Raw genomic sequence first — 26,555 nt, forward strand, 5'->3', positions numbered from 1 at the left:
CCACCGATGGAGGTTGTTCCCATGGCCAAGCGAGACGTGGTGTTCCCAGACGGGCGCCAGGCGCTCTACGAAATCAATCGTTATTCGCCGGCTGTTCGTGCCAACGGCTTGCTGTTCGTGTCCGGGCAGGTCGGCAGCCGCGAGGATGGCTCGCCCGAGCCTGAGCTGGAGGCGCAGGTCCGGCTCGCGTTCGAGAACCTGAACGCGATCCTGAAAGCGGCGGGCTGCACCTTCGACGATGTGGTCGACGTGACCGTCTTCATAGTCGACCCCGAGGCGATCTTCGAGCGAGCCTGGAAGGTGGTGTCCGAGTTTTGGGGCGAGGCGCCGCACCCAACGGTGACCGCCGTCGGAGTGACCTGGCTCTACGGCTTCCAGTTCGAGATCAAGGTGATCGCGAAGCTGGCGGAGTAAAAACGGCGGCACTGGGCTTCAGCTCCACGGGTCATTCGGCTCAACGCTGTCTGGATGTGAAACAGAAGCACGAAGCTGCCCGTCCCGAGGGGCAGCTACCGTTCCAATTCCATTGGTCGTTCCACGTTGCATAATCCTACGCCGAAAAACCGCCATCAATGGTCAAGGCGGCACCCGTCACCATCGAGGCTTCCGGGCCTATGAGCCAGGCGACCAACGCGGCCACTTCGGTGCCTTTCGCATGGCGCTTTATCGCCATGAAGCTGTGCATGACGTCTCGTAGCTCTCCGTCGGCGGGGTTCATTTCGGTGTCGGTTGGGCCAGGCTGAACCACGTTTACCGTGATCCCGCGCTCGCCGAAATCCCTGGCGAGGCCTTTTGCCATACCTTTGAGGGCAGCCTTGCTTGCACCATAGGCAGCGAGCCCTGGCATCGGCGTTCGGTCGGCGTTTGTCGAACCGATAAAGACGATCCTGCCCCCCTCTGGCATGTGTCGAGCGGCCGCAACGGCGGCGTGGTACGGGGCATTGATATTGATACGGAAGAGGCTGTCGATCTCGTCGGGATCCATTGCCAAGGCCTCACCACCGTGAAGGACGCCGGCATTTACCACAAGTGCGTCCAAGGCGCCCATGCCTTCGATCGCTGAGATCAACGCCGTACGGTCACCACTGTCCAGCTGTAACGCCTTGCCGCCAACCTCCGTTGCGAGAGCTGCAGCACGCTCCTCAGAGCGAGCATAGGTAAACGTGACGTGGGCACCGTCGTGGGCAAGGCGCCGCACGATGGCAGATCCAATACCTCGGCTGCCACCCAGTACCAGGACGGTTTTAGTATTTGCGATTGTCATGTTGGATATCTCTTCAGGTTTCGATTGATACGGATTCCGTCAGTGGCTGGTAACGGCCAATCCGACCGATCGCCCACCGTCCGGGAAACCGTGGCGGCGAGCAGCCGACGCAATGGAAAACGCGATCAACAGCAGCACGAATGCGGCCCAGGCCAGCGAATTGGCGCCCTGGGTCTCGAGCAGGATGCCGCCCAGAATGCCGCCGCCTGCAATCGCGCCATTCCAGGTAACCACGTTCATTGAAAGCGCCGCGTCGGCCCCGGCACCTGCGGTATCCGCCAATGCGGTCTGCAGCAGCGTGGCCGCACCGCCGAACGTTAGTCCCCACACGAAAACGCTTACATATTGCGCCGCAGCGGAGTGACTGCGCAGGCCCATCAGGAGTGCACTCAGAGCGAACACTGCAAGGCTTACCAGTACGGCGCCGCGCAGGTTTCGGTCCACGACGCGGCCGATGACCCAGATACCGATCAAGGATGCGAAACCGAACACCAGCAGTACCATATCAACGCGGTGGCCAAGTCCGGCTTGCGCCGCGAAAGGCGCGATGTAGGTGTAGAGAATGTTGTGCGCCAGCATCCAAGTGAACACTACGGCCAAGATGAGGCCGATACCTGGTGTGTTGAACACCTGACGAATAGGCAGCTGCTGCCCCTTGGGCTGGCCTGGGTAGTCTGGAACCTTCACCAGCACCCATACGATCAGCATCACAGTCAGTACCGACATCACGCCAAACGCCAACCGCCATCCCAGGAGGTTGCCCAACCATGTCCCAAGCGGTACGCCTAGCGACAGAGCGATAGGTGTACCGACCATCGCCACAGCCATTGCTCGCCCTTGAAGGGACGGCGTCACCATGCGCCGGGCATAACCGGCCAGCAGGCTCCAGGCGAGGCCAGCCGCCGCGCCGGCTGAGAACCGAGCGACGAGGGTCAGCGCATAGCTAGATGACAGGGCAGTCAGCGTGTTGAAGAACAGAAATCCCAAGATCGTCGCGATCAGCACCCGGCGGCGGCGCCAGCCTTGCGTCGCTATCGTGAGGGGTATGGCGGCTACCATCGATCCCACGGCATAGGCCGTTATCGTTTGCCCCGCCAGTGCTGGCGAGACGCCGAGTCCGTTACTGATTTCGGGAAGAAGCCCTGCTGGCAGCGTTTCGGTCATGATGCAGATGAATCCTGTCATCGCCAGCGCCAATAAGGCTGCAAGGGGTAGGTGTTCTGCGTTGTCATCCATCTTCGCCACTTCAGCGTCCTCGGGATATGTATCGATCGGTATATATCCAATCAGCGTTCTTGCTCGTGGTCAATGACTTTTGTATCGATTAGTATAGATTCAGGTTTGCAGGAGGCCTGTATATGGCGCAGATGGGACGTCCCCGCTCGTTTGACCGGGCGCAAGCAGTCGACGAGGCAATGCAGTTGTTCTGGCGGTACGGCTACGACGCCACGTCGCTGAGCCAGCTGAAAGCGCACATTGGCGGCGGTATAACCGCGCCCAGCTTTTATGCCGCTTTCGGCTCGAAAGAAGGGTTGTTCAAGGAAGTGGTAGCACGCTACATGGATACGCACGGGCGGGTGACTGACCCGCTTTTCGACCAGGCGCTCGAGCCAAGAGAGGCTATTGTCACCACACTCAAACGCTCGGCGCGCATGCAGTGCGACGAGGGCAATCCGAAAGGTTGCATGGTGGCACTCGGAATCCTAGGTACATGTGCGACCGATGATTCCAACGTTCTGGAACCGTTGCGTGTGGCACGTGCCCGCACACGTGCTGGTCTTCTCTCCTGCATCGCTCGCGGTATCGAGCGAGGTGATTTGCCTGAAGGCACCGACGCGTCAGCACTTGCCGCGGTCTTCGAGGGGTTTCTACTGGGCATTTCGCCGATGGCGCGCGACGGTGTTCCGCAGTCGGTCATTGAGGGTGCCATCGACCACTTGATGACCGCTTGGAGCCCTGGCTCCTGAGATTAAGCGACGGGCCCTGGTGGTGGCGACGCGCGGCCGGGCTTGGCGCAGGCAAGTGAAACGAAAAGAGGCGCCGTAAAAGGCGCCTCTTTTTTGTCGCGTCTGCGCTGCGTTACTGGATGAACAGGCTGATCACCAGGCAGATCGCCAGACCGGTCAGCCCCACGATGGTCTTCATCACCGTCCACGACTTGAGCGTATCGGACACGCTCATGCCGAAGTAGCGGTTGGCCATCCAGAAGCCCGAGTCGTTGACGTGGGAGAAGGCGGCGCCGCCGCAGGCGATCGCGATGGTGCACAGGGCGAGCATCTGCGGGCTGGCGCCCAGCAGTTGGGCCACCGGGGCGGTCAGGCTCGCGCCGGTGATCATCGCCACCGTGCCCGAACCTTGCGAGATGCGCATGATGGCCGCCGTGGTGAACCCGAACAGCACCAGTGGCATGTTCATGTCTTGCATCGCATCGGCGAGGATCTTGCCGACCCCGGACTCGACCAGCACCTTGCCGAACACGCCGCCTGCACCGGTGATCAGGATGATGATGCCCGCCGGTTCCAGCGCCTTGGTGGCGATCTTCTGCAGCTGGTCGGCCGAGAAGCCACGGTTGTGACCGAACACCCAGAAGGTCAGCAGCGTGGTCAGCAGCAGCGCGATGATGGGGTTGCCGACGAACATCAGCACGTCACGCAGCAGGTTGCCTTCGGGCAGTAGCATCTCGGCGGTGGTGTTGCTGAGAATCAGCGCCAGCGGCAGCAACAGGACGAGGACCACGCCGCGGAAGGCCGGCAGCTTGCTCGGGTCATCGAACTTGCTTTCGCCCTGCACCATGTATTCGGGGACAGGCACGAAGATGCGGTTGGAGATGAACTTGCCAAATATCGGGCCGGCGACAGCCATGGCCGGCAGGCCGGCTATCACGCCCCAGATGATCACCCAGCCCAGGTCCGCGCCGAGGATGCTGGCGGTCGCGATGGGGCCGGGCGTGGGCGGCAGGAAGGTGTGGGTCACGCTCAAGCCTGCGCACAGCGGGATGCCGTAGTAGAGCAGCGACTTGCCGGTACGCCGGGCGATGCCGTAGATCAGCGGCACCAGGATGACGATGGCGACGTCGATGAACACGGCGATCGACACCAGGAAGCCCACCAGCCCCAGCGCCCAGGGCACGCTGCGGTCGCCGCACTTGTGGATCAGCGTCAGGGCCAGCCGTTCGGAGCCGCCGGAGACGCGCAGCATCTCGCCGAACATGGAACCGAGGCCAATGATCAGTGCGACGAAGCCGAGGGTTCCGCCCATGGACTTGACGACGAACGCCAGCAGGTCCTGCGGCGCCATGCCGATGGCCAGGCCCGCGGCCAGGCTCACCAGAATCAGCGCGAGGAAAGGTTGGAACTTGAGTTTTACGATCAGAAACAGGAGCGCGACGATCGATGACGCAGTGACCGTCAGGATGAGGGCATTACTTTCCATGCAAACTCCGATTGTTATTGTGGGGAGCGCGGAAATGCGCCGGCTGCCCGGCGCACATATAGGGTGTTGGTATCAGTCGTGGTTGCGGGTGGGGATCCGTCCCTGCATGGTCGGCGGGCGCAGGAAGTCGAAATCGCAGCCCTTGTCCGCCTGGGTGATCTGCTCGAAGAACAGCTTGCGGTAGCCGCGCTCGGCGTTTTTCGGAGTCGGCAGCACCAGGGCGGCACGGCGGCGTTCCAGTTCGTCTTCGGCCACCAGCAGGTCGATGCTGCGCTCCGATACGCTCAGGCGGATGCGGTCGCCGCTCTGCACCAGAGCCAGCGGGCCTCCCAGCGCAGCCTCGGGCGTTACGTGCAGGACGATGGTACCGGCGGCGGTACCGCTCATGCGGCCGTCGGAGATCCGCACCATGTCCTTGACGCCGGCACGGGCGAGCTTCTTCGGGATCGGCAGGTAACCGGCTTCCGGCATGCCGGGCGCGCCGATGGGGCCGATGTTCTTGAGCACCAGGATGTCGTCGGCGTTCACGTCCAGGTCCGGGTCGTCCAGGCGCAGGGCCAGGTCTTCGGAGTTCTCGAAGACGACGGCGCGACCCTCGTGTTCCATGAGCGTGGCGTCGGCGGCCGACTGCTTGATGATGGCGCCTTCGGGCGCGAGGCTGCCGCGCAGGAAGGCGATCCCGCCGTACGGGTAGATCGGGTCCTTCACGCTGCGCACCACGTCTTGGGTAAAGGCTGGCACGTCATCGAGCTCTTCGCCGAGTGTGCGGCCGGTGACGGTGAGCGCGTCGAGGTGCAGCAGCGGGCGCAGCTCGCGCAGTACCGTCTGCAGGCCACCGGCGCGGTGCAGGTCTTCCATGTAGTGCTGGCCGGACGGCTTGAGATCGACCAGCACCGGCGTTTCGCGGCTCATGCGGTCGAAGGCTTCCAGGTCGATGTCATACCCCATGCGCCCGGCGATGGCGGTCAGGTGCACGATGCCGTTGGTGGAGCCGCCGATGGCGAGCAGCACGCGCAGGGCGTTCTCGAAGGCCTTGGGGGTGAGGATCTTGTCCGGGGTGAGCCCGGTGCGCGCCATCTCGACGGCCTGCTTGCCGGTGAGTTCGGCGATGCGCATGCGGTCGGAAGTGACGGCCGGTGGCGTCGCGCCGCCGGGCATGACGATGCCCAGCGCTTCGCCGATGCAGGCCATGGTGCTGGCGGTACCCATCACCGAGCAGGTGCCGACGCTGGCGACCAGCTTGGAGTTGACCTCGACGATCTCCGCCTCGTCGATTTCCTGCCCACGGTACTGGCCCCAGTAGCGACGGCAGTCGGTGCAGGCGCCGACGCGCACGCCGCGATGGCCGCCGGTGAGCATGGAGCCTGTGATCAGTTGCACGGTCGGGATGTTCGCCGAGGCGGCGCCCATAAGCTGGGCCGGTACGGTCTTGTCGCAACCGCCGATGAGCACCACGGCATCCATGGGCTGCGCGCGGATCATCTCCTCGGTGTCCATCGACATCAGGTTGCGCAGGTACATGCTGGTCGGCGTGGAGAAGCTTTCGCCAATGGAGATGGTGGGGAAGTCGATCGCAAGGCCGCCTGCGAGCATGACACCACGCTTGACCGCCTCGATCAGCTGCGGGGCGTTACCATGGCAGGGGTTGTAGCCGCTGCCGGTGTTGATGATGCCGACGATGGTACGGTCCAGCGCGTCATCGGTGTAGCCGGCGCCCTTGATGAACGCCTTGCGTAGGAAGAGCGAAAAGCCGGTGTCGCCATAGTTGGTCAGGCCCTTGCGCAGGCCTGTGGGCACGACCACGGCGTCGTCTTTTTTCTTGTCCACCATCAGATTCACCTTTGTCGATATTATTATCAATAATCTTGTGGGGCGCATTTAGCCATGAGATGGCGGCGCTGGCAACCCGGCCTTTTGTTGGTTTGAGGCAGCCGGAAAACCTCTTTATAGTCCTGCAGGTTCGCTGGGCTGGAGCTTGGAACGACTTGAACGAATCGCAGAGAGAGCCGGTGCCGGGCGCCCACAGCCCGGCGTCGGTGATCGAGACCCTGGAAGAAGAGATCGTGCTCGGCATGCTGCATCCGCGCGAGCGGCTGGTCGAAGACGACCTCATGGCGCGCTTCGGCCTGAAACGCCACGTGGTGCGCAACGTCCTCGCCGAACTCGAGCAGATGGGCCTGGTCGAGCGAAAGCGAAACATCGGCGCGCTGGTCAAGGCCTACACGGTCGAGGAGGTCGAGCACCTCTACGAGGTACGCGAACTGCTCGAGACCCATTGCGTCCGACAGATCCCGCTCCCGGTGGACGAGGCGCGGCTACAGGCGCTGCTGACGATCCAGTACGCCCACGACGAGGCCGTGGCGCAGGGCGACCTGCGGCAGGTGTTCCGCCTGAACGTCCGCTTTCACCGCGAGCTGTTCGGCCTGGCCGACAACCCGGTGCTGGTCGAGGCGATCAGCAACCATGCCCAGCGGGCCCACTCGATACGCTCCTCCACCATCGCCATGCCGGCCCAGCTCGAACGCTCGCGGCAGGAGCACTGGCAACTGATCGAAACCCTCAGAGGCGGCGACGTGGAAACCCTCGTCGAGCTCTGCCGCGCCCACCTCCTGCCATCCAGGGATGCCTACATCCAGGCCCAGCGCTTACGCGCAGGGCCGGCCAGCTCCGTGGCCACATGAACCGTTAGCTCCGCGAGTGTTCCGGCAGCGCACCAGGTCCGCGTTTCGTTCGTTGGCGAAGCAAGTGCTCAGGTACGTCGCGTATATGAGAAGCGCTTTGGAGGCGTTTCATTCAAGCGTCACTTGAAGAAATGGTTCGGGGTCTTCCCGAACTGTTTCTTGAACATGGTCGTGAACGCGCTTGGGCTGTCGTAACCCAGCGCGCCCGCCACGTCGATGATCTTCTCGCCGACTGCAATACGCTCCAACGCCAAAAGCAGCCGGGCTTGCTGACGCCAACGACCGAACGTCATGCCCGTTTCCTTGTGGAAGAGTCGCTGAATCGTCTTTTCATCGAGGTTCAGGCGGTCGCTCCAATCCGAGAGCAATGATCGATCAGCCGGATCGGATTGCAGGGCCGAACAGATCGTTCTGATTCGTTGATCGACCGGCTGAGGCAGGTGCAGAGGCAAGGTCGGCAGGAGGGTGAGTTCGTCCAGGATCAAATGCATGATTCTGGCCTCCCGTGAGTTTGGCTCGTAGGACGCCTTTATCGAGACAGAGGCCTTGATCAGCTCGCTCAGCAACGCAGAAATGCTCACGGCTCTGATCTCGTCCGGCAGTTCGGGAAATTCGTCCGTCCGCACGAAAACGCTGCGCATCTTCACCGAGCCCACGCAGCGAATCGAATGCACGTGCCCGCTGGGCATCCATATTCCCCGGCTGGGCGGGACGGTCCACTGGCTCGAGGCGGAGTGCACGACCATCACGCCTTCGATGGCGTAGATCAGCTGATGCTTTGCGTGGGAATGGGGCTCGATGAGCCAGCCTTCCGGGTAATCTGTGGCGCTGCTGATGACGGCCCAAGGCACTTCGTCCACTTCAGCCAGCAATTCGTCCAACGGCCTGAGCATGATTCCCTTTTCGCGAGAGTGTCCGCCCATATCGAGCAAGACAGGCAATTTCCTGGGTATCTAGGATAGCGCCGGAGCCCGGTTGGTGCCCCTGGAAGGGAGTGGCAGCCCTGAGCTTTCCATACCGCGGGCCTTGCCGTAGTGCTTGTCGGTATTCGCACTTACCTCTTTCCCTGCCCCGGACGACCTGCAATGACCAGCGTTGCGACCCCCACGACGACCGCCTCGGTTGCCAGCCAAGCCAGCCCCCTGGCCATGCGTGTGATCGGGGCCTGCGCCCTGGCGCATCTGATCAACGACCTGATCCAGGCCGTGCTCCCGGCCATCTATCCGATGCTCAAGGCCAACTACGGGCTGACCTTCACCCAGGTGGGGCTGATTACCCTGACGTTCCAGCTCACCGCGTCGTTGCTGCAGCCCTGGGTGGGCTACCACACCGACCGCCATCCCAAACCCTGGCTGCTGCCGGCCGGCATGGTCTGCACGCTGATCGGCATTCTGATGCTGGCCTTCGTCGGGAGCTTCCCGGCGATCCTCATCGCTTCGGCCCTGGTGGGGATCGGCTCCTCGACCTTCCACCCGGAAACCTCTCGGGTGGCGCGGCTCGCCTCGGGCGGTCGCTATGGTCTCGCACAGTCGACCTTCCAGGTCGGCGGCAATGCCGGCAGCGCCTTCGGCCCGCTGCTGGCGGCGGCCATCGTCATTCCGTACGGGCAAGGCAGCGTCGCCTGGTTCGGCCTGTTCGCGGTGTTCGCGATCCTGGTGCTCTACGGGCTGAGCCGCTGGTATCGCAACCACCTCAACCTGTTCAAGCTCAAGCAGGGCGGCCAGGCGACCCACGGGCTGTCCAGGAGGCGGGTGAGCTTCGCGCTGGGGGTGCTGGCGCTGCTGGTGTTCTCCAAGTACTTCTACATGGCGAGCTTCACCAGCTACTTCACCTTCTACCTGATCGAGAAGTTCGGCCTGTCGGTGGCCAATTCCCAGCTCTATCTTTTCCTCTTCCTCGGCGCCGTCGCGGCGGGCACCTTCTTCGGCGGCCCCGTCGGCGACAGGATCGGCCGCAAGAAGGTGATCTGGTTTTCCATCCTTGGCGTCGCGCCCTTCACGCTGGCGCTGCCCTACGTCGACCTGTTCTGGACGGCCGTGCTGGCGATGGTCATCGGCTTCATCCTCGCCTCGGCATTCTCCGCCATCGTGGTGTTCGCCCAGGAGCTGGTGCCGGGAAATGTCGGCATGATCGCCGGCGTGTTCTTTGGGCTGATGTTCGGCTTCGGTGGCATCGGTGCCGCGCTGCTCGGGCACCTGGCGGACATCCATGGCATCGAGTACGTGTACAGGCTCTGCTCCTACCTGCCGCTGCTGGGGATCATGACGATCCTGCTGCCGTCCACCAAAGGGGTGTGAGCGGGCGGGCTATTCCTGCCTACGCAGAGCAGACCGGCTAGCTGGCACGGCAGGTTGATAGGATCAGGCAAGGGTCCCAGAGGCGCTGGCATAGGTGCGCTGCACGCCGGTATCTACCATGGCGGTGCATCCGAACAGGAGTACCTCCATGAGCAGCAAAACCCTATTCATATCTGGCGTCAGCAGCGGTTTCGGTAAGGCACTATCAAGCGAAGCGCTTGCAGCAGGCCACCGGGTGATCGGCACCGTGCGCCAGGCCGAGGCAGCGGTGCGCTTCGAGTCGCTCTCTCAGCAGCGTGCGCACGCGGTGATTCTGGATGTGACCGAGTTCGACCGGATCGACGGCATCGTGGATGAAATCGAAGCGGCATACGGCCCGGTCGACGTCCTGGTGAACAACGCCGGCTACGGGCACGAAGGCGTTCTTGAAGAATCGCCATTCGAGGAGATGCGGCAGCAGTTCGACGTCAACGTCTTTGGCGCCGTCGCGCTGATCAAGGCATTTCTGTCGTATTTCCGCGCGCGGCGCTCCGGGCACATCATCAACATCACCTCGATGGGCGGAACCATCACCATGCCCGGTATCGCCTATTACTGCGGCAGCAAGTTCGCCCTGGAAGGGATTTCCGACACGCTGAGCCAGGAGCTGGCGCCATTCAACATCAGCGTCACCGCCGTGGCACCGGGCTCGTTCCGCACCGATTGGGCCGGACGATCCATGCGTCGCACCAAGCGGAGCATCCCCGATTACGACGAAAGCTTCGATCCCATACGAAAGGCGCGCGAACTCAAGAGCGGCAAACAGCTTGGCGACCCGGTAAAAGCCGCACAAGCGATACTGAGGATCATCGACGAGCCTGCGCCGCCCTATCACTTGCTTCTCGGGAGCGATGCATTGGCGCTAGTACGCGACAAGCTCGCGCGCACCGCCTCGGAGCTTGATCGCTGGGAACAGGTGTCCCGATCCACCGATGGCTGAGCATAACCACAGGACCTGATCAATCGTGGAAGACGCAGTGGCACGCATCAGGCGCATGGTAGAGCTCATGAAGCAGCTCGCCCCGCTCGAGGGCTACAACCTCAGCGCGCTGGGTGATGTCCGCTTCTTGCGTTGCAACCGCCCGCTCTCCCGTACACCCGTGCTTTACGACCCTGGCATCGTCATTCTCTGCCAGGGTCGCAAGCGCGGTCATCTGGGCGATGAGCTGTACCTTTACGATGCGCATCACTACCTGGTCGTCTCGGTTCCTGTGCCTTTCACGATGGAGACCGATGCCAGCGAAGCTGAACCGATGTTGGCGATCTACATGCATCTGGACTTCACCTTGGCTGGCGAGCTGATGCTGGAAATCGCGGATGCCGCCGCGCTCGAACCGGCCGAGCCAAAAGGCATGTACGCATCGCCCATGGACGAGCCGCTGAGCAAGACGACGCTCCGCTTCCTCGAAGCCATGAGCGACCCGTTAGAAGCCCGCGTGCTGGGGCCGACGCTGGTGCGGGAGATTTACTACCGCATCGCCACTGGCGAACAGGGTGGTTCCCTACGCGCCGCACTCGCCCAGCAGGGCGCCTTCGGCAAGGTCGTGCAAGCGATTCGCAGGATCCATACGAGCTACGCGCAAAGGCTGGACGTTTCGACGCTGGCATTGGAGGCGGGTATGAGTGCGCCAAGTTTCTATCGGCATTTCCGTCTTGTGACCCGTTCAACTCCGATGCAGTACCTGAAGTCGACACGCCTGCATCAGGCGCGCCTACTGATGCTTCGTCACGATATTACGGCGGCTGCGGCAGGCTTTGAGGTGGGCTATCAAAGCCCGTCCCAATTCAGCCGCGATTTCAAGCGTTTCTTTGGGCGTACGCCCCAGGCCGAAGTGCAATGGATGCAGGACACCTATGTGCTGCCGGCACCAACGGAGCCCTCCATTTACGTGTCGTCCCATTGAGTGCGGAACCGCTCCGAATGGTGAGTCCCGTTGCCAGCCAGTCTCTGGTGCGCCCCGGGCACCGTAGCGAATATCTGGCGTGGCTCGAGTGGGCGGCGGGCCGCGCCGGCCATGCAAGTCGCCCAACGGCTCTATGATGCGAGCCCGATGCTCATCCAAGATCTTTTCTGAAATAGACACGGTTGAAGCCGTTGTCTGTCATGCGGCGGGTTTCCAGGAAGCCCGCCTTGGTATAGATGGCGATGTTTTCGTGCATCTTTTCGTTAGTGAATAGCGTCAATGCGGGCAACCCCGCCGTCCGTGCCTGGTCTTCTGCGTATGCCATAAGCAGCCGACCCAAGCCACGGCCCTGGAACCGGGGGGTCTACAACAAGATTTCCAATGGACATTGAATCGCCTGTCTTGGAAAGATGGATAGCACCCACAACGTCCCCGTCGAGTCGCAGCACATACAGGCCCTGCAACCGTATCAGCTCTTCGTAGTTTTCCGTCACAGGTGCTGGCGGTTTACCTATGCGCTCGATGTATTTCGAATAAGCGGCCACAACGATCGATTTGATGGGCGCTATATCCGTTGCCTGTGCTCGTTCGATCACCACGTTTCCCAAGCCTGAAACGTTCATTGCCCCTCTGCCCCAAGTGCTGTGAACCGATAACTCTGCAGTAAGCCAGGAAAACATCCGGGTATGCCTATCTTGTTGTTGCCCGAGAACAGCTCAAGAGCGCTCCTGAATCTTGAAGTGTGGACACGTCGGCCGGAGCGACAAGCCGCAATACGTGTCGTAGCAACTTCGTGGAACCAGATGGTCGTGGTATTTCAGTTGCACAAGCACGCGTGAGAGGAACTCTTCGTCCGACATTTCGAGCACATTCTCCGCTTCGACGCCGTCCCTCGCCGTTGTCGCGCAGGCTATTTTGTCGATTGGATTCGTCATTGGATTCTCTCTATGGAGAATGTCGTATCGCAGTGTTCACTCATGCTCATCATTAATTACCTCCTGAACCGGCAGAGCATGGCCGCTAGATTCCGGCGTACCATTCGTATCCACGGTCTTCCCAGAAACCGCCTCTGCCGCCCCACAGGGCGCTGAAGCTGTCCACGACGTCGATCTGCATCAAATATTTGGCCTGCTTGTAGCCAAGCTGGCGCTCCACCCGCAGCCGCAACGGCGCACCGTGCCCCACAGTGAGGTCCGTGTTGTTCATGCCGTACGCGAGAATCGTCTGCGGATGAAACGCATCGATCAGGTCGATGCTTTCGTAGTAGCGGCCACTGCCGTCGAGCGTCTTTTCCAGCTCATCGGCGCAATAAAAGACGACGTAGCGGGCGCCAGGCTTCAATCCCGCCATGCGCAGTACGAGGCCGAGGGGAACGCCTGTCCACTGGGCGATTGCGCTCCAACCTTCGACGCAATCGTGACGGGTAATCTGGGTGCGTGACGGAAGCTGCTTGAGCTCTGCCAGCGACAACGCCAGCTCACGGTCCACGAGCCCTCCGACCTTCAGCCGCCAGTCGGCAAAGCCGCCGCCGAGTAGCGCAGCATAGGCCTGACTGTCGGGCATCTGTGTGCCGTTGACGCGGAACGTCGGCGAGATGTCAGCCGACGAAAACTCGCGGGCCGAGGGCCGTTGCGCCAGCAGGAGGCGCTGCGTTTTCATCGTGAGCGCTTCGGCCGAGCGCAGCACAGCGTTCACATCGGCGCGCTGCTCCAGGACGTCGCAGCCACCTAGCGCAAGGCCCCCGGCACCGAGCGAGGCCCTGATGAGAAAGTCGCGGCGGGTCAGAAAGAGGCTCATGCGTCAGCTCCTTCCCTGCGCGATCGCATAGCGGCCGGTGACCATCGCGCGCAAATTGTTCCAGGCCCCCGACAGTATGACCATGGCCACATGAACGATGACGAACAGAACCAGCAGCGACGCGCAGACGAAGTGGAGCGTACGCGCAGACTGCCGCCCCCCGAAGAAATCGAGGAAGACGGGGAACGCTGCGTTCATGCCCGGCGATAGGGTTAAACCCGTCAGCGCCATCAGAGGTAGCAGCCCTGCGATCACGCCAAGGTAGGTCAGTTTCTGCAACGTGTTGTATTGGCGGGCCGCATCGCCGCTCGGGAAGCGCAAGCGAGCATGATCGATGAGTTCGCGCCAGAGGTGAGACCCCGTGAGCTGTCGCCGACCAGGGGCCAGATCACGGCGGAAATGACCGCTCGCAAAACCGTGCCCCAGATAAACCAGGCCGTTGATGACGAAGACCCAGGCGAAGAAAAAGTGCCAGCGACGACCAGCAGCCAGATCCTGATAGGACGGCAGTGTGAGCCAGGCCGGAAATGCCCGTGGCATCGATTCGCCCCCCGTCGTCGACAGTCCCAGAAATCCCGTGGTCGGCACCAAGACTCCGCCGACCGAGACGAAGCCCTGCGCCGCCCCGTTACGGTCATGGGCGCCGATCTCGAGCAGGGCAGGGTCGGCATCGGCGCCGTACTGCCCCCAGTGAAGTCGCGGATAGGCATTGAAAATCTGTAGCCCGCTGGAGAGCAGGACGACGAGACACAACAGGTTGACCCAGTGCGTCAGACGCGTAACGGCTGAATGGCGGCGGATGAAAATCGATTGGCTGCGTGACGAAGTCCGGGCATGTGATGGCTCCTGATTCATCGGTCGTTCCTGAGATTGGCTGGACTGGGTGGCAAGGTGACCGCAGTGCGGCCTGGCGAACCAGGCCGCTGCCGACTCACATCGGGGGCACGACGCCATGGGTGCCGACGACGACCCGCTGCGTAGTGACTACCCCGTCCGGGCCTTTCTCGGCCGGAATGAAGACGGTCGCACCGGGCTTCAGATCGGCCTGCGTGGCCGGTGCGAGCGTCACCACGGGCGTACCTTCCGGGATGGCAATCTTCTTCTCCTTTCCGTGGTAGGACACCGTCACGGTGCGGCCGTCCACCGCCTTTACGGCGTCGGCCACCGTGGCGTTGGTCATGGTGCTCTTGGGTTTCAGATCCCATCCGAAGCTGCCCTCACCGGCCCCCTTCAATTCCGGCGGAAAGATCATTACTTCAAGCGCGCCGTCTTCGCCGTTCTCGGTGGGAAGCGATGCAATGCCGACATAGTCGCCGGGCTTGATATCGGCGATGTCCGCCCGGGCGACACCCGAAAGCGTCCATCCCTGCGCAAGGGCGACATTGACGGTCTGACCCTCCCGCGTCCTGACGCTCAGTGCCTGGTCATTGAGGCTGACCAAGGCGCCGCGGACCCGAACAGGCTCCGCCTTGGCGCTTTGCGCGAAGGCAGTCGAACCCGTACCCATCGAGAGCGACAACCCGACGACCGTGGCCGTGAATAACACCTGCATTGATTTCGGAATCATTTGAGTCTTCTCCAAACCTACTAGTAGGTAGCCTGCCTGCGCATGTTGAAACTTACGTCTGCGGCGCGCATGTCTTCGCAGACGCCAATCAAATCTCGTGAACTAAACTACCTACTAGACGGTAGGTTGCCTGGGCAAGCGAACTGGCGAGCCGACCCGTTCACGGATGTACGGCAACGAGCCTGTCGATCAATGGTTCGGTGATGACCCTGAAGACATCCGCGTCTCCGTAGGCCCGTGCCGACAGCATGGCGCCATGCACGGCCGCCATGAAGCCTTCAGCCTCGGATTGAGTGGTACCCGAGAGGGCTAGGCTGCCCTGCCTTGCGCCATGCTCCAAGACCGCCGTGAGCCATGTGGAGAGCGTGCGAAAGTGAGCCCGCACCTCCGACACGATTTCTGGCGGCAACACGGGTATTTGCGTCGCAAGCAACGCGCACACGCAAAAGGCGTTTGTCGGGTCGCCGATGCAAGCCGCCCAGTACCCGGTGTAGGCCCGCAGTTGATCCACCGGGGCCGGGTGGTGGCGTTGCAGCTCGGCGATTCCCGCCTCGGCTTCTTCGCGATACGTCACCAGAAGGGTTCTGACCAGATCGACCTTGCTCGGGAAATGGTGATGAATGCTGGCCTTGCGAATGCCCACAACTTCCGCAATATCGGCGTAGCTGAAGCCGTTGTATCCCCCTGCGATGATCAGGGATCGCGCGCAATGGAGAATCTGGTCGGAGGTGTTCGTCAATTTGGTCATGGCGGGCAACCTACCTTCTAGTAGGATGATCGTCAAGGTCAGCGTGCGATGGAGTTTTGCCGTCCTGCTTCTTGAAACAACGCGAGCCACTCGTGCAGATGCGGAACTCGGCCAGCATTCATCGCACTCCGCTAGCCGTTCAGCCAGCGCAGGATGCCCTCTGCCGATGCCCGTCCGCTGGCGAAGCAGGCGGTGAGCAGGTAGCCGCCGGTGGGGGCTTCCCAGTCGAGCATCTCGCCGGCGCAGAACACGCCGGGCAGCTGGCGCAGCATCAGGTTCGAATCGAAGGCTTCGAAGGGCACACCGCCAGCGCTGCTGATGGCTTCATCCAGCGGGCGCGGGCGACGCAGGCGGATCGGCAGCGCCTTGATCGCCTTGGCCAGCGCTTGCGGATCGGCGAAGCAGGCCGGGTCGGTCAGTTCGCGCAGCAGGGCCGCTTTGGCACCTTCCAAGCGCAGCTGGCGGTGCAGGTGCTTGGCCATCGATTGCGAGCCGCGGGGCTTGGCCAACGCGGTGGCGATCTGTGCCTGGGAGCGGTCGGGGAGGAGGTCGAGTTCGACGATGGCCTGGCCGTCGCGGTTGATCGCATCGCGTATCCCGGCCGACAGCGCATAGACCAGGCTGCCCTCGATGCCGGTGGCGGTGAGTACGAATTCGCCGCGACGGGGTGGCTGGCCGGGCAGCACGAGTGAGACGGTCTTGAGCGGCGCACCGGCGAATTTCTCGCGCAGATGATCGCTCCAGGCGTCGACCTCGAAGCCGCAATTGGCCGGCTGCAACCTGGCGACGGCAATGCCGCGTGCTTCGAGCAGCGGCACCCAGGCGCCGTCCGAGCCGAGGCGTGCCCAGCTGCCGCCGCCCAGGGCGAGCAGTGTGGCATCGGCATCGCGTTCGATCTCGCCGGCTGGCGTCTGCAGGCGCAAGGCGCCGGTACCGGTCCAGCCGAGCCAGCGGTGGCGGGTGTGCAGCTGGACGCCCGCTTCGCGCAGCCGCTTGAGCCAGGCCCGCAGCAGCGGCGCGGCCTTCATGTCGGCGGGGAAGACGCGCCCGGAGCTGCCGACGAAGGTGTCGATGCCGAGCCCGTGAATCCACGCGCGCAGCGCCTCGGGGTCGAATGCCTCGAGCAATGGACGCAGCTCGCCTGCCCGCTCGCGGTAGCGCCCGACGAAGGGCTCGAAAGCTTCGGAATGGGTGATGTTCATGCCGCCAACGCCGGCCAGCAGGAACTTGCGGCCCACCGAGGGCATGGCGTCGTAGAGGTCGACCGCCGCGCCGGCCTGGCTTAGCACCTCGGCGGCCATCAGCCCGGCGGGGCCGCCGCCGATGATGGCGATGCGAAAAGGGGCAGGGGACATGGTGCGGACCGTCGGTTGCGGGGCGGGCATTGTAGCGGTTGGCCGCGTGGCCGGCAGCCTAACGCAGGCCGTGCCGCATCCAGGCTTCGGCCGCGCTGAAATGCAGGGAGGCATGGCGGCGTGCGACGGCGGCGCGGTCCTTGTCGTAGCCGCCGCCGATCAGGCCGACCACCGGGATGTCGCGCCCCAGGCAATGTTCGATCACCGCGCTGTCGCGGGCTCTGAGGCCAGCATCGGTGAGGTCGAGCAGGCCCAGGGCATCGTCACGGTGCACATCCACGCCAGCGTCATAGAGCACAAGGTCCGGTTGATAGAGCGGCAGCAGATAATTGAGCGTCTGGTCGACCACGGCGAGGTACTCGGCGTCGCCCAGGCCCGGCGCCAGACCGATATCCCAGTCACTGCGCGCCTTGCGGGCGGGGAAGTTCTTTTCGCAGTGCAGCGAGACGGTCACCGCGTCGGGCACGTGCTCCAGGATGCGTGCAGTGCCGTCGCCCTGGTGCACGTCGCAGTCGAAGATCAGCACACGCCCGACTCGCCCGCTTTTGAGCAGCGACAGGGCAATGATGGCCAGATCATTGAAGATGCAGAACCCCGAAGCGTGGTCGCGATGCGCATGGTGCGTGCCGCCTGCCAGATGGCAGGCCAGCCCGTGTTCCAGTGCCCGGTCGGCGGCCAGCAGCGAGCCGCCGACCGCCCGCACGGTGCGTTGCGCCAGAGCCTCGCTCCAGGGCAGCCCTAGCCGGCGCAGCTCCTCTCGGCTCATGGCGCCGGTGCAATAGCGCTCGACGTAGCCGGTGTCGTGGGCGAGGGTGAGCAGCTCGGTCGGGCACAACTCGGGGCGCAACAGCGCCTGGTCCGTGGTCAAACCGCTGGCTACCAGATGGTCGCGCAGCAGCCGGAATTTCTCCATCGGGAAGCGATGCCCGGGTGGCAGCGGCGGGCTGTAGTCGTCGTGAAAGACCAGCGGTAGCGGCATGAAAAACCTGCTCGACGGGATTGGCCTGCAGTATGCGGCTGGCCCGGCGAGCCCCTCAAGGAGAGCTGATGAGCGAACCCCTCGAATTGGAAACCCCGCGGCTTTGGCTGCGCACCTGGCGTGACGAGGACCTCGACCCCCTCGCCGAAATGAGCGCCGACCCCGAGGTGATGCGCTACTTCCCGTCGCCGATCACCCGTGAAGAAAGCGCGGCGATCATTCAGCGCTGCCGCGCGCACTTCGCCGAGCACGGCTTCGGCTTGTGGGCGCTGGAGCGCAAGGACAACGGCCGCTTCATCGGCTTTACCGGCATTGGCTGGACCGGCTTCGATGCCCATTTCACGCCGGCAATCGAGATTGGCTGGCGCCTGGCTCCCGACCAATGGGGTGAAGGTTTCGCCCACGAGGCCGCCCAGGCATCGCTGGCCTGCGCGTTCGACCGCCTCGGTATCGAGGAGGTGATCGCTTACACCGCGGTGATCAACGAGCCTTCGCGGCATGTGATGGAGGCCGTCGGGATGACCCACGATCCGCGCGACGATTTCGACCATCCAGACTTGCCCGAAGGTCACCGGCTACGGCCACACGTGCTCTATCGGGCGCGTCGCGGAGTCTGGACACCATGAGCGAGCGGGTGCGGGCCTACCATCAACTGAGCATGCACCGCCCGGACGGCTTCGCGCCGGGCCCGGGAGCGCTCGACTGGGCGACCCAGCCGGCGCCGTTTCGTCAGTATCGCGGCGCGCGGCTGATCGAACTCTGGCATCGCCCGCTGGAGGAATCGCCCGGCTACGACGAGGTGTTCGCCGGTCCCGTCGGCGAGCCCGTGCCGCTGAGCCTGGCGAGCCTTTCCCAACTTCTCTACGACAGCCTGGGGCTATCGGCTTGGAAAGAATCGGGCGGTAGCCGCTGGGCGCTGCGGGTCAATCCTTCGAGCGGCAATCTGCATCCGACCGAAGCCTACCTGGTGGCGCCACCGGGCGTGCTGCAGGAAGAAGGTCTGCTGTTGCACTACCGGCCCGACCTGCACGCCGCCGAGGTGCGCGCCGAACTCGATTCGGCGTCCATGCAAACCCTGCCCGGCGACGGCGTGCTGGTTGCGCTGAGCAGCATCCCCTGGCGCGAAGCCTGGAAGTATGGCGAGCGTGCCTATCGCTACTGCCAGCACGACCTCGGCCACGCCCTGGCCTGTTTTTCCATCGCGGCCAGCGCGCTGGGTTGGCAGGTGCGATTGATGCGTCAGCTGGCCGAGCCTGAGCTGGACCGGCTGATGGGCCTGAGTGGAGAGGGTTTTGCCGAAGCCGAACATGCCGATGCGCTGCTCTGGATAGGGTCGCCCCGAACGAGCGAGCCGAGGCTGGATGAGTCCCTGCTCGACGCCCTGGCCAACGCCTCGCACCAGGGTCAGCCGAATCGGCTGTCGGCCCGCTATCGCGACTGGCCGGCGCTGGCCGAGGTACAGCGCCAATGTCGCGCGCCGGAACTGCCTGCCCGTGACTGGAGCGCTGCGCCTGGGGCGAGCGAACCCGCCAATCCGGAGCTCGTCTTGCGTCCGCTGCTGCACCGACGGCGCAGCGCGCAAGCCATGGACGGTCGCGCCGGCATCACCGCCGAGCTGCTGCGGGCCTGGCTCTCGCGTCTGATGCCAGTCCACTCGCCGGTGCCGTTCGCGGTCAGCGGCGAGTCGGCGCAGGTCGATCTTTTGCTATTCGTCCATCGGGTGCAAGGCCTGACACCAGGGCTCTACTGGCTGGCCCGCAGCGGTGACGGCAGTCCGGTTAGCGGGCTGCGGGATTTTGCCTGGCGGCGCATGGACGAGGCGCTGCCGCTCTATCTGCTCGAAGAAGGCAATGCCCAGCAGTTGGCCGGGCTGCTCTCGTGCGGGCAGGAGATCGCCAGCGACGGCTGCCTGGCCGTGGCGATGCTGGCGCGCTTCGACGAGGCGTTGCGGGAGGGTGACTGGCGCTATCCTCGGCTCTACTGGGAATGTGGGCAGATCGGCCAGCTGCTCTACCTGGAAGCCGAGGCCGCGGGGCTCTCGGGTACCGGCATTGGCTGCTATTTCGATCCGCTGGTGCACGAGTTGCTCGGGCTTGCCGACAGCCGTTGGCAAAGCCTCTACCATTTCACTCTGGGCCGCGCGGTGTGGGACGAGCGGTTATCATCGCAACCCGCCTATGCGCAGACGCGACGGCCAGCGCCGTAACGTCGCAATTCGATGAACAAGGAATGATGAATGAGCCAGATACTCCAGGCCCTGGTCGACCTGCTGACGCTGGAACCGATCGAAGAGAACCTGTTTCGCGGCAATAGCCAGGACCTGGGCTTTCGCCAGCTGTTCGGCGGGCAGGTGCTCGGCCAGGCGCTGTCGGCGGCCAGCCAGACGCTCGAGCCTGAACGCCAGGTGCATTCGCTGCACGGCTACTTCCTGCGCCCCGGCGACGCGGGCCTGCCGGTCGTCTACCTGGTGGACCGGGTACGCGACGGCGGCAGCTTTAGCACCCGTCGGGTGACCGCGGTGCAGAAGGGCAAGACCATCTTCACTTGCAGCGCCTCGTTCCAGACCTTCGAGGAAGGCTTCGAGCACCAGCTGCAAATGCCCGACGTGGTGGGGCCGGAAAACCTGCCCAGCGAACTGGAGCTTGCCGGCCAGCTGTCGCACCTGCTGCCCGAGTCGATGCGCGACAAGATCCTGCTGCCCAAGCCGGTCGAGATCCGCCCGGTGACCTTCCAGAATCCGGTCGATCCCAAGCCGATGGAGCCCATCCGGCACGCCTGGTTCCGGGCCGACGGCATGCTGCCGGACGACCCGGCCCTGCATAAATACCTGCTGGCCTACGCTTCGGATTTCGGCTTCATCGGCACCGCCATGCTGCCCCACGGGGTCAGCGTCTGGCAGCGCTCGATGCAGCTAGCCAGCCTGGATCACGCGATCTGGTTCCACCGCGAGGTGCGCATGGATGAATGGCTGCTCTACAGCATGGATTCGCCCTGGGCCGGCAACGGGCGCGGTTTCGCCCGCGGCAGCATCTTCAACCAGGCCGGACAGCTGGTGGCCTCGGTAGCCCAGGAAGGGCTGATGCGTAAACGCGACGACTGGGCATGACGTTCGCCGAGGCGCGTCACTGGGTGTTCGATATGGACGGCACCCTGACCATCGCGGTGCACGACTTCCAGGCCATTCGCCGGGCGCTGGATATCCCGGAGAGCGACGACATCCTCCATCACCTGGCGGCGCTGCCGGCCGACGAGGCCGCCGCCAAGCACGCCTGGCTGCTCGAACACGAGCGCGAGCTGGCCTACGCGGCCAGGCCCGCGGTCGGCGCGCGCGAGCTGCTGCACGCGCTGCGCGATCGCGGCTGCCGTCTGGGCGTGCTGACCCGCAATGCGCAGGAGCTCGCCCAGGTGACGCTGGAGGCGGTGGGCATGGGTGACTGTTTCGACGCCGAGGACATCCTCGGCCGCGACGAGGCGCCGCCCAAGCCCGATCCGGGCGGGCTGGTGCTGTTGGCGGGGCGCTGGGGCGTGCGGCCCGGCGAGCTGGTGATGGTCGGTGACTACCGCTTCGACCTCGAATGCGCCCGCGCCGCCGGTGCGCGAGGCGTGCTGGTCAACACGCCGGAGAATCCTTGGCCGGAGCTGGCCGATCTACACATGCCCGACTGCGCCGCACTGCAGCGTCACCTCGCGGGCGGCTAGCGACGCCGTTACAGTCGCTGGGCGTTGAAGGTGTCGCAGCGGTTGACGTGGCCGCCCTCGAAACCGGTCTTGAACCAGCGAACGCGCTGCGCCGAGGTGCCGTGAGTGAAAGCATCGGGCACCACGCGGCCCTGGGATTGCTGCTGCAGGCGGTCGTCGCCGATGGCGCTGGCGGCGTTGAGCGCTTCTTCCAGGTCGCCCTCTTCGAGCCAGTCGTGGCGCTGTTGGGCGTGGTAGGCCCAGACGCCGGCCAGGCAGTCGGCTTGCAGTTCCTGGCGCACCAGCAGGCCGTTGTCGCCCTCCATCCTGGCGCCGCGCTGGCGTGCGGCCTGCATCTGCTGGGAGACGCCGAGCAGGGTCTGCACATGGTGGCCGACCTCATGGGCGATCACGTAGGCCTGGGCGAAATCGCCGGCGGCGGAGAAGCGCCTGGCCATTTCCTCGAAGAATTGCAGGTCCAGGTACACCTGTTGGTCGCCGGGGCAATAGAAGGGGCCGACCGCCGAGTTGGCGAAGCCGCAGGCCGACTGGACGCCGCCACGGAAGAGCACCAGCTTCGGGTCCTGGTATTGTCGCCCGGCGCCCTGGAACAGCTCGCGCCAGGTGTCTTCGGTGTCGCCAAGCACTGCACGGACGAAGTCGACCTGCGGGTCTTCGCTGCCGGCCGGCACGGCGCTGCGCGAGTCGACGCCGGTGGCCTGTCCGCCGCCGAGCTGGTCGAGCACGGTCAGCGGGTCTTCGCCCATGACCAGGCTCAGCACGACCACCACGACGATGCCGCCGATCCCCAGCCCGCCGACCATGCCGCCGCGGCCGCGCGCGTCCACCACGTTGTCGCTGCGTCGTCCCCGATTCCAGCGCATGCCGTGTCCTCTGAACTGAAATGCCTGCGAAGGGAGATGCGGCAGGCCTGCTCATTCAGAATCCGGCGCGGGCAGGCAAGTTCCGGAGGTGTGCAGATGAAAAAGGCCGCAGAAGCGGCCTTTTTGGGGGAGCGTATCGCAGTCAGTGCGCCGGATAGTCGGCGATGACCGATTCCTGGCCTTGCCGATCCAGGCCGATGACCTGGTAGGCGTCATGGCGATCGCCCATTTCCATGCCGGGCGAGCCCATCGGCATGCCCGGGACCGCCGCGCCGAGCAAGTCCGGCTGGGCACGCAGTTTGAGGATGTCGGCTGCCGGAACATGGCCTTCGACGAACTTGCCGTCGATGACGCCGGTATGGCACGAGCCCAGTCGATGTGGCACGCCGAGGCGGCTCTTCACGCCGGTCATGTCCGTTTCGACGTGGTCGGTCACAGCAAAGCCGTTTTCTTCCAGATGCTTGATCCAGGCGGTGCAGCAGCCGCAGTTCGGATCGCGGTAGACGTCGATGGCCAGCGGTTCGGCGGCATGGGCGAGGCTGCCGAACAGAACGGTGGAAAGGGTAGCGAGCAGGAGCGAGCGGCGCATGAAGGTCACCAGACGGCAGAAAATAGGGTCAGCATAACGCTGGATATGCGCCTGCCCAAGCCGGGGGCGTCTCCAGATACGTCACCGTGACGACCGGTCGCACCCGGGCTTTCGCCTGTGGCTGAGATGTGACGCAGCGAACAAATCGGAGCGGCGGAGGTCTTTTACAGATCGCCCGGGGACTCCTTTGTTTCGCTTCGGGCCAGCAGGAGAGCATCGATGCGTTTCGCCCGGATCGTTTTGGTCGCCCAGGCTGTGGTCATGGTCGCCCTGAGCCTGGCTTACTGGGTTCGCCCCTACGAAATGGCCAATCTCAACGGCATGCTGTTGATGGAGAGCGCATCGGTCAGCCACATGCGCGTCTACTACGGCGGCTTGCAATTGGGCCTGGCGCTGTTCCTGCTGTGGGCGGTGCGCGCCCCGGACTACGCGCGTGCCGCGCTGGTGATGCTGGTCATCACCCTGCTGACGCTCGCCGGTGCTCGGCTGGCTTCTTTGTGGCTCGACGGTGGCAGCCTCATCGGCTTCGATCTGGTGTCGCTGGTCTATCGCCTGCTGGCTGCGGCACTGGCGGGCGCGGCGCTGCTTACCCTGCGCCCGGCGGCCGAGCCGGAGACAGACGCCGCCGTCCCGGCGCCTCGTCGTCATCGCTTTCCCAGTGAGCCGGCACCCTTCCGGGTCGGCGAAGGCCAGATGTTTGGCGAAGGGGCGGCGATACCGGCCGAACCACAGCCGTTTCGGGTAGGTGATCCGGCGCCGCTGAGGGTCGATTCGGCGGAAGCCGCGCCGAACCCGCCTACTGCCGGAGAGCGTTGAGCTCAGCGGCGCGTCAGCAGAACGCCGGCTTCCATGTGATGGGTGTAGGGAAACTGGTCGAACAGGGCGCAACGCTCGACGCGATGGGTGTCGTGCAGCTGGGCGATGTTCTGCGCCAGGGTTTCCGGATTGCAGGAGATGTAGAGAATACGCTCGAAGCGGCGGGTCAGCTCGCAGGTGTCCGGGTCCATGCCGGCGCGCGGCGGGTCGACGAACACGCTGCCGAAGTCGTAACCCTTGAGGTCGATCTCGGCCAGGCGGCGGAACGGCCGCACCTCATTCAGCGCCTGGGTCAGCTCTTCGGCCGACAGGCGCACCAGGCTGACGTTGTCGATGCCGTTATCGGCCAGGTTGGCCAGCGCGGCGTTCACCGATGACTTGCTGATCTCCGTGGCGAGCACCTTGCGCACCCGGGTCGCCAGCGGCAGGGTGAAGTTGCCGTTGCCGCAGTAAAGCTCCAGCAGATCGTCTTCGCGTTGCCCCAGCGCCTCAAAGGCCCAGCCGAGCATCTTCTGGTTCACCTCGCCGTTGGGCTGGGTGAACGCGCCCTCGGGCTGGCGATAGCGGAACCGGCGGCCGGCGACCTGCAGGTCTTCCTCGACATAATCGCGGCCAATGACGATGCGCTTGCCGCGCGAGCGCCCGACGATGCTCACACCCAGCTCGCCCGCCAGGGCGTCGGCGGCCTCCTGCCAGGCGGCGTCCAGCGGCCGGTGGTAGGCGAGGGTGATCAGCGCGTCGCCCGAAAGCGTGGTCAGGAATTCCACCTGGAACAGCTTGAACGACAGCGCCGGGCTGCTTTGCCAGCCGGCCTTCAGGCGCGGCATCAGCTCGTTGATCCGCGTGCTGGCGATGGGGAAGCGCTCGATCAGGATTGGCGTGTGCTTCTCGCCCTGTTCGAACATCGCGTAGTCGCGCCGCTCGCTGCCGGTCTCGCGCCAGAGACGGAATTCGGCGCGCAGGCGGTAATGCTCGCGCGGCGAATCGAAAACCTGCGGCGCGGGCGCCTCGAAGGGCGTCAGCAGCGCCTCAAGGCGCTCGGCCTTTTCGGCGAGTTGGGCATCGTAGGTGGCGGGGTCGAACTGGGGAGCGCTCATGGGTACTCGCGAATCAGCGTCGGCGAGCCAGAAGGCTCGCCGGGGCGGTCAAAGGGCGTCGACTCAGGCAGCGAAGAAGCCGAGCTTGATGACGAACAGGATCGACAGAATCACCAGGGCCGGGTTGAGGTCACGCCAGCGCCCGGCGAGCAACTTGATGGCGGTCCAGGCGATGAAGCCGAAGGCGATGCCGTTGGCGATCGAGAAGGTCAGCGGCATGGCCAGCGCGGCGATGACCACCGGTGCGGCGACGGTGAGGTCGTCCCAGTCGATCTGCGCCAGGCTGCCGGTCATCAGCACGGCGACGAACAGAAGCGCCGGCGCGGTGGCATAAGCCGGCACCGCACCGGCCAGCGGCGCGAAGAACAGGCTGAGCAGGAACAGTGCGGCGACCACGCAAGCGGTCAACCCGGTGCGCCCGCCGGCGCTGATGCCGGCGGCCGATTCGATGTAGCTGGTGGTGGTGCTGGTGCCGAGGGCGGCGCCGGCCATGGTGGCGGTGCTGTCGGCCAATAGCGCGCGGCCCAGGCGCGGCATCTTGCCGTCCTTGTCCAGCAGGTCGGCCTTCTGCGCGACGCCGACCAGGGTGCCCGAGGTGTCGAACAGGTCGACGAAGAGGAACGCGAAGATGACGCTGAGCAGGCCGATGTCCAGCGCGCCCATCAGGTCCAGCTCGAGGAAGGTGGGGGCGAGCGACGGCGGCATCGAGACCACGCCGTTGAGCTGCGACAGGCCGAACAGGATCGACAGCAGAGTGACCGCGAGGATGCCGATCATCACCGCGCCGGTCACACGGCGGTAGGCGAGGGCGACGATCAGCACGAAGCCCAGGCAGGCGAGCAGCGGCCCGCCTGCGGTCATGTCGCCAAGGCCCACCAGGGTGGCCGGGTTGTCGACGACGATGCCGGCGTTCTTCAGTGCGATGATCGCCAGAAACAGGCCGATGCCCGCCGCGATGCCCGAGCGCAGCGCCAGCGGGATGCTGTGGATGATCCATTCGCGGATCTTGAAGATCGACAGCATGAAAAAGATCGCGCCCGACAGGAACACCGCGCCGAGCGCGGTCTGCCAGGCGTAGCCCATGGTCATGACCACGGTATAGGTGAAGAAGGCGTTGAGCCCCATGCCCGGCGCCAGGGCGATCGGGTAGTTGGCCACCAGGCCCATGATCGCCGAGCCGAGCGCCGCGGCCAGGCAAGTGGCGACGAACACCGCGCCATGATCCATGCCGGTTTCGGCCAGCATGCTCGGGTTGACGAAGAGGATGTACGCCATGGTCAGGAACGTGGTCAGGCCGGCGATAACCTCGGTGCGCACGGTGGTGTTGTGCGCCTTGAGTCGAAACAGCTTTTCGAGCATGGTGAATCCTCTTGTTGCCGGTCGGGGGCGCATATGCGCGCCGTGGCCTGAGCCTGCTAAAGCAAAGCC

Annotated in this window: 28 protein-coding genes; 11 read left to right on the plus strand and 17 right to left on the minus strand. The window is 64.3% G+C overall.

The window, feature by feature from the left end; all coding sequences use genetic code 11:
* Positions 1 to 21: 21 nt before the first annotated feature.
* Entirely contained in the window at positions 22 to 414 is a 393-nt protein-coding gene (locus G7026_RS00315) for a RidA family protein (protein ID WP_181068599.1), read from the plus strand.
* 136 nt (positions 415 to 550) lie between these two features.
* Here the strand turns inward: G7026_RS00315 and bdcA are convergent, their stop codons facing one another.
* Both bdcA and G7026_RS00325 read right to left on the minus strand, forming a co-directional pair.
* Positions 551 to 1,273 carry an SDR family oxidoreductase gene (gene bdcA / locus G7026_RS00320; RefSeq protein ID WP_375138180.1) on the minus strand — a complete coding sequence of 241 codons (723 nt, stop codon included), beginning with the start codon at positions 1,271 to 1,273 and terminating at the stop codon, positions 551 to 553.
* Positions 1,274 to 1,303: 30 nt separating this feature from the next.
* Positions 1,304 to 2,500: an MFS transporter gene (locus G7026_RS00325; protein ID WP_181068602.1), complete on the minus strand. Its 1,197-nt coding sequence runs from the start codon at positions 2,498 to 2,500 to the stop codon at positions 1,304 to 1,306.
* Positions 2,501 to 2,622: 122 nt separating this feature from the next.
* Here G7026_RS00325 and G7026_RS00330 point away from each other — a divergent pair, with 122 nt between their 5' ends.
* A complete protein-coding gene (locus G7026_RS00330; RefSeq protein ID WP_181068604.1) occupies positions 2,623 to 3,231 on the plus strand; it encodes a TetR/AcrR family transcriptional regulator in 609 nt (202 codons plus the stop codon).
* Positions 3,232 to 3,343: 112 nt separating this feature from the next.
* Here the strand turns inward: G7026_RS00330 and G7026_RS00335 are convergent, their stop codons facing one another.
* Together G7026_RS00335 and G7026_RS00340 are read right to left on the minus strand one after the other, a co-directional pair.
* Positions 3,344 to 4,696 carry a GntT/GntP/DsdX family permease gene (locus G7026_RS00335; RefSeq protein ID WP_181068606.1) on the minus strand — a complete coding sequence of 451 codons (1,353 nt, stop codon included), beginning with the start codon at positions 4,694 to 4,696 and terminating at the stop codon, positions 3,344 to 3,346.
* Between the two features lie 72 nt (positions 4,697 to 4,768).
* Positions 4,769 to 6,526 carry an IlvD/Edd family dehydratase gene (locus G7026_RS00340; RefSeq protein WP_181068607.1) on the minus strand — a complete coding sequence of 586 codons (1,758 nt, stop codon included), beginning with the start codon at positions 6,524 to 6,526 and terminating at the stop codon, positions 4,769 to 4,771.
* A gap of 155 nt (positions 6,527 to 6,681) precedes the next feature.
* On the opposite strand from G7026_RS00340, the gene G7026_RS00345 reads away from it, so the two are divergent.
* Positions 6,682 to 7,377: a GntR family transcriptional regulator gene (locus tag G7026_RS00345; RefSeq protein WP_219858251.1), complete on the plus strand. Its 696-nt coding sequence runs from the start codon at positions 6,682 to 6,684 to the stop codon at positions 7,375 to 7,377.
* Between the two features lie 119 nt (positions 7,378 to 7,496).
* Here the strand turns inward: G7026_RS00345 and G7026_RS00350 are convergent, their stop codons facing one another.
* On the minus strand, positions 7,497 to 8,300 hold the full coding sequence (locus G7026_RS00350) for an AraC family transcriptional regulator (RefSeq protein WP_375138181.1): 804 nt from the start codon (positions 8,298 to 8,300) through the stop codon (positions 7,497 to 7,499).
* 162 nt (positions 8,301 to 8,462) lie between these two features.
* Here G7026_RS00350 and G7026_RS00355 point away from each other — a divergent pair, with 162 nt between their 5' ends.
* The 3 genes from G7026_RS00355 (at position 8,463) to G7026_RS00365 (ending at position 11,617) form a co-directional block, all read left to right on the plus strand.
* Entirely contained in the window at positions 8,463 to 9,674 is a 1,212-nt protein-coding gene (locus G7026_RS00355) for an MFS transporter (protein ID WP_181068610.1), read from the plus strand.
* A 148-nt stretch (positions 9,675 to 9,822) separates the two neighbouring features.
* Positions 9,823 to 10,653, plus strand: coding sequence for an oxidoreductase (locus tag G7026_RS00360; RefSeq protein WP_181068612.1), 831 nt, complete (start codon positions 9,823 to 9,825; stop codon positions 10,651 to 10,653).
* Between the two features lie 67 nt (positions 10,654 to 10,720).
* Entirely contained in the window at positions 10,721 to 11,617 is an 897-nt protein-coding gene (locus tag G7026_RS00365) for an AraC family transcriptional regulator (RefSeq protein WP_258190129.1), read from the plus strand.
* A gap of 151 nt (positions 11,618 to 11,768) precedes the next feature.
* On the opposite strand, the gene G7026_RS22770 is transcribed toward G7026_RS00365, so the two are convergent.
* The 8 genes from G7026_RS22770 to G7026_RS00400 all read right to left on the minus strand — a co-directional run bounded on the left by G7026_RS22770 (position 11,769) and on the right by G7026_RS00400 (position 18,063).
* Positions 11,769 to 11,942 (minus strand): hypothetical protein, encoded by a 174-nt coding sequence (locus tag G7026_RS22770; protein ID WP_181068614.1) that lies wholly within the window; start codon positions 11,940 to 11,942, stop codon positions 11,769 to 11,771.
* Positions 11,881 to 12,240, minus strand: a complete 360-nt coding sequence (locus G7026_RS22530) for a hypothetical protein (RefSeq protein ID WP_219858294.1) — start codon at positions 12,238 to 12,240, stop codon at positions 11,881 to 11,883. Before G7026_RS22530 ends, G7026_RS22770 begins: the two co-directional genes overlap by 62 nt.
* Before the next feature lie 397 nt (positions 12,241 to 12,637).
* The gene (locus G7026_RS00375; protein ID WP_181068616.1) at positions 12,638 to 13,414 is read right to left on the minus strand and encodes a molybdopterin-binding protein; all 777 of its coding nucleotides are present in this window, start codon (positions 13,412 to 13,414) and stop codon (positions 12,638 to 12,640) included.
* A gap of 3 nt (positions 13,415 to 13,417) precedes the next feature.
* Positions 13,418 to 14,269 carry a cytochrome b/b6 domain-containing protein gene (locus G7026_RS00380; protein ID WP_181068618.1) on the minus strand — a complete coding sequence of 284 codons (852 nt, stop codon included), beginning with the start codon at positions 14,267 to 14,269 and terminating at the stop codon, positions 13,418 to 13,420.
* Between the two features lie 76 nt (positions 14,270 to 14,345).
* Positions 14,346 to 14,981 (minus strand): hypothetical protein, encoded by a 636-nt coding sequence (locus G7026_RS00385; RefSeq protein WP_219858252.1) that lies wholly within the window; start codon positions 14,979 to 14,981, stop codon positions 14,346 to 14,348.
* Positions 14,982 to 15,141: 160 nt separating this feature from the next.
* On the minus strand, positions 15,142 to 15,729 hold the full coding sequence (locus G7026_RS00390) for a TetR/AcrR family transcriptional regulator (RefSeq protein WP_181068619.1): 588 nt from the start codon (positions 15,727 to 15,729) through the stop codon (positions 15,142 to 15,144).
* Between the two features lie 131 nt (positions 15,730 to 15,860).
* Positions 15,861 to 17,114: a TIGR03862 family flavoprotein gene (locus tag G7026_RS00395; RefSeq protein WP_375138175.1), complete on the minus strand. Its 1,254-nt coding sequence runs from the start codon at positions 17,112 to 17,114 to the stop codon at positions 15,861 to 15,863.
* A gap of 28 nt (positions 17,115 to 17,142) precedes the next feature.
* Positions 17,143 to 18,063 carry a histone deacetylase family protein gene (locus G7026_RS00400; protein ID WP_181068621.1) on the minus strand — a complete coding sequence of 307 codons (921 nt, stop codon included), beginning with the start codon at positions 18,061 to 18,063 and terminating at the stop codon, positions 17,143 to 17,145.
* A gap of 68 nt (positions 18,064 to 18,131) precedes the next feature.
* Here G7026_RS00400 and G7026_RS00405 point away from each other — a divergent pair, with 68 nt between their 5' ends.
* From G7026_RS00405 to G7026_RS00420, 4 genes are read left to right on the plus strand one after another with little or no spacing between them, the layout of a single operon-like run.
* Positions 18,132 to 18,689 (plus strand): GNAT family N-acetyltransferase, encoded by a 558-nt coding sequence (locus G7026_RS00405; protein ID WP_181068622.1) that lies wholly within the window; start codon positions 18,132 to 18,134, stop codon positions 18,687 to 18,689.
* Complete coding sequence (locus G7026_RS00410) at positions 18,686 to 20,269, plus strand: SagB/ThcOx family dehydrogenase (protein ID WP_181068623.1); 1,584 nt, start codon at positions 18,686 to 18,688, stop codon at positions 20,267 to 20,269. The genes G7026_RS00405 and G7026_RS00410 overlap by 4 nt, the downstream gene beginning before the upstream one ends.
* Positions 20,270 to 20,299: 30 nt before the next feature.
* Positions 20,300 to 21,169: an acyl-CoA thioesterase II gene (gene tesB / locus G7026_RS00415; protein WP_181068624.1), complete on the plus strand. Its 870-nt coding sequence runs from the start codon at positions 20,300 to 20,302 to the stop codon at positions 21,167 to 21,169.
* On the plus strand, positions 21,166 to 21,762 hold the full coding sequence (locus tag G7026_RS00420; protein WP_181068625.1) for an HAD family hydrolase: 597 nt from the start codon (positions 21,166 to 21,168) through the stop codon (positions 21,760 to 21,762). The genes tesB and G7026_RS00420 overlap by 4 nt, the downstream gene beginning before the upstream one ends.
* Before the next feature lie 8 nt (positions 21,763 to 21,770).
* Here the strand turns inward: G7026_RS00420 and ypfJ are convergent, their stop codons facing one another.
* Both ypfJ and G7026_RS00430 read right to left on the minus strand, forming a co-directional pair.
* On the minus strand, positions 21,771 to 22,625 hold the full coding sequence (ypfJ, locus tag G7026_RS00425; protein WP_181068626.1) for a KPN_02809 family neutral zinc metallopeptidase: 855 nt from the start codon (positions 22,623 to 22,625) through the stop codon (positions 21,771 to 21,773).
* Between the two features lie 142 nt (positions 22,626 to 22,767).
* Complete coding sequence (locus G7026_RS00430; RefSeq protein ID WP_181068627.1) at positions 22,768 to 23,214, minus strand: DUF411 domain-containing protein; 447 nt, start codon at positions 23,212 to 23,214, stop codon at positions 22,768 to 22,770.
* A gap of 219 nt (positions 23,215 to 23,433) precedes the next feature.
* Here G7026_RS00430 and G7026_RS00435 point away from each other — a divergent pair, with 219 nt between their 5' ends.
* Positions 23,434 to 24,030, plus strand: a complete 597-nt coding sequence (locus tag G7026_RS00435) for a DUF4345 domain-containing protein (protein WP_181068628.1) — start codon at positions 23,434 to 23,436, stop codon at positions 24,028 to 24,030.
* A gap of 2 nt (positions 24,031 to 24,032) precedes the next feature.
* On the opposite strand, the gene trmA is transcribed toward G7026_RS00435, so the two are convergent.
* Positions 24,033 to 25,127, minus strand: a complete 1,095-nt coding sequence (gene trmA / locus G7026_RS00440; RefSeq protein ID WP_181068629.1) for a tRNA (uridine(54)-C5)-methyltransferase TrmA — start codon at positions 25,125 to 25,127, stop codon at positions 24,033 to 24,035.
* A gap of 63 nt (positions 25,128 to 25,190) precedes the next feature.
* A complete protein-coding gene (locus G7026_RS00445) occupies positions 25,191 to 26,486 on the minus strand; it encodes an NCS2 family permease (RefSeq protein ID WP_181068630.1) in 1,296 nt (431 codons plus the stop codon).
* Between the last annotated feature and the right edge of the window lie 69 nt (positions 26,487 to 26,555).

The organism is Stutzerimonas azotifigens, from assembly GCF_013522725.1.
GTDB classification, from domain to species: domain Bacteria; phylum Pseudomonadota; class Gammaproteobacteria; order Pseudomonadales; family Pseudomonadaceae; genus Stutzerimonas; species Stutzerimonas azotifigens_A.

What these genes read in the sequence shown, in the direction of transcription:
- G7026_RS00315 (WP_181068599.1), top strand. Translation starts at nt 22, where the DNA reads ATGGCCAAGCGAGACGTGGTGTTCCCAGACGGGCGCCAGGCGCTCTAC.
- G7026_RS00325 (WP_181068602.1), bottom strand. Translation starts at nt 2,500, where the DNA reads ATGGATGACAACGCAGAACACCTACCCCTTGCAGCCTTATTGGCGCTG.
- G7026_RS00330 (WP_181068604.1), top strand. Translation starts at nt 2,623, where the DNA reads ATGGCGCAGATGGGACGTCCCCGCTCGTTTGACCGGGCGCAAGCAGTC.
- G7026_RS00335 (WP_181068606.1), bottom strand. Translation starts at nt 4,696, where the DNA reads ATGGAAAGTAATGCCCTCATCCTGACGGTCACTGCGTCATCGATCGTC.
- G7026_RS00340 (WP_181068607.1), bottom strand. Translation starts at nt 6,526, where the DNA reads ATGGTGGACAAGAAAAAAGACGACGCCGTGGTCGTGCCCACAGGCCTG.
- G7026_RS00350 (WP_375138181.1), bottom strand. Translation starts at nt 8,300, where the DNA reads ATGGGCGGACACTCTCGCGAAAAGGGAATCATGCTCAGGCCGTTGGAC.
- G7026_RS00355 (WP_181068610.1), top strand. Translation starts at nt 8,463, where the DNA reads ATGACCAGCGTTGCGACCCCCACGACGACCGCCTCGGTTGCCAGCCAA.
- G7026_RS00360 (WP_181068612.1), top strand. Translation starts at nt 9,823, where the DNA reads ATGAGCAGCAAAACCCTATTCATATCTGGCGTCAGCAGCGGTTTCGGT.
- G7026_RS00365 (WP_258190129.1), top strand. Translation starts at nt 10,721, where the DNA reads ATGAAGCAGCTCGCCCCGCTCGAGGGCTACAACCTCAGCGCGCTGGGT.
- G7026_RS22770 (WP_181068614.1), bottom strand. Translation starts at nt 11,942, where the DNA reads ATGGCATACGCAGAAGACCAGGCACGGACGGCGGGGTTGCCCGCATTG.
- G7026_RS22530 (WP_219858294.1), bottom strand. Translation starts at nt 12,240, where the DNA reads ATGAACGTTTCAGGCTTGGGAAACGTGGTGATCGAACGAGCACAGGCA.
- G7026_RS00375 (WP_181068616.1), bottom strand. Translation starts at nt 13,414, where the DNA reads ATGAGCCTCTTTCTGACCCGCCGCGACTTTCTCATCAGGGCCTCGCTC.
- G7026_RS00380 (WP_181068618.1), bottom strand. Translation starts at nt 14,269, where the DNA reads ATGAATCAGGAGCCATCACATGCCCGGACTTCGTCACGCAGCCAATCG.
- G7026_RS00385 (WP_219858252.1), bottom strand. Translation starts at nt 14,981, where the DNA reads ATGATTCCGAAATCAATGCAGGTGTTATTCACGGCCACGGTCGTCGGG.
- G7026_RS00390 (WP_181068619.1), bottom strand. Translation starts at nt 15,729, where the DNA reads ATGACCAAATTGACGAACACCTCCGACCAGATTCTCCATTGCGCGCGA.
- G7026_RS00395 (WP_375138175.1), bottom strand. Translation starts at nt 17,114, where the DNA reads ATGCCCGCCCCGCAACCGACGGTCCGCACCATGTCCCCTGCCCCTTTT.
- G7026_RS00400 (WP_181068621.1), bottom strand. Translation starts at nt 18,063, where the DNA reads ATGCCGCTACCGCTGGTCTTTCACGACGACTACAGCCCGCCGCTGCCA.
- G7026_RS00405 (WP_181068622.1), top strand. Translation starts at nt 18,132, where the DNA reads ATGAGCGAACCCCTCGAATTGGAAACCCCGCGGCTTTGGCTGCGCACC.
- G7026_RS00410 (WP_181068623.1), top strand. Translation starts at nt 18,686, where the DNA reads ATGAGCGAGCGGGTGCGGGCCTACCATCAACTGAGCATGCACCGCCCG.
- tesB (WP_181068624.1), top strand. Translation starts at nt 20,300, where the DNA reads ATGAGCCAGATACTCCAGGCCCTGGTCGACCTGCTGACGCTGGAACCG.
- G7026_RS00420 (WP_181068625.1), top strand. Translation starts at nt 21,166, where the DNA reads ATGACGTTCGCCGAGGCGCGTCACTGGGTGTTCGATATGGACGGCACC.
- ypfJ (WP_181068626.1), bottom strand. Translation starts at nt 22,625, where the DNA reads ATGCGCTGGAATCGGGGACGACGCAGCGACAACGTGGTGGACGCGCGC.
- G7026_RS00430 (WP_181068627.1), bottom strand. Translation starts at nt 23,214, where the DNA reads ATGCGCCGCTCGCTCCTGCTCGCTACCCTTTCCACCGTTCTGTTCGGC.
- G7026_RS00435 (WP_181068628.1), top strand. Translation starts at nt 23,434, where the DNA reads ATGCGTTTCGCCCGGATCGTTTTGGTCGCCCAGGCTGTGGTCATGGTC.
- trmA (WP_181068629.1), bottom strand. Translation starts at nt 25,127, where the DNA reads ATGAGCGCTCCCCAGTTCGACCCCGCCACCTACGATGCCCAACTCGCC.
- G7026_RS00445 (WP_181068630.1), bottom strand. Translation starts at nt 26,486, where the DNA reads ATGCTCGAAAAGCTGTTTCGACTCAAGGCGCACAACACCACCGTGCGC.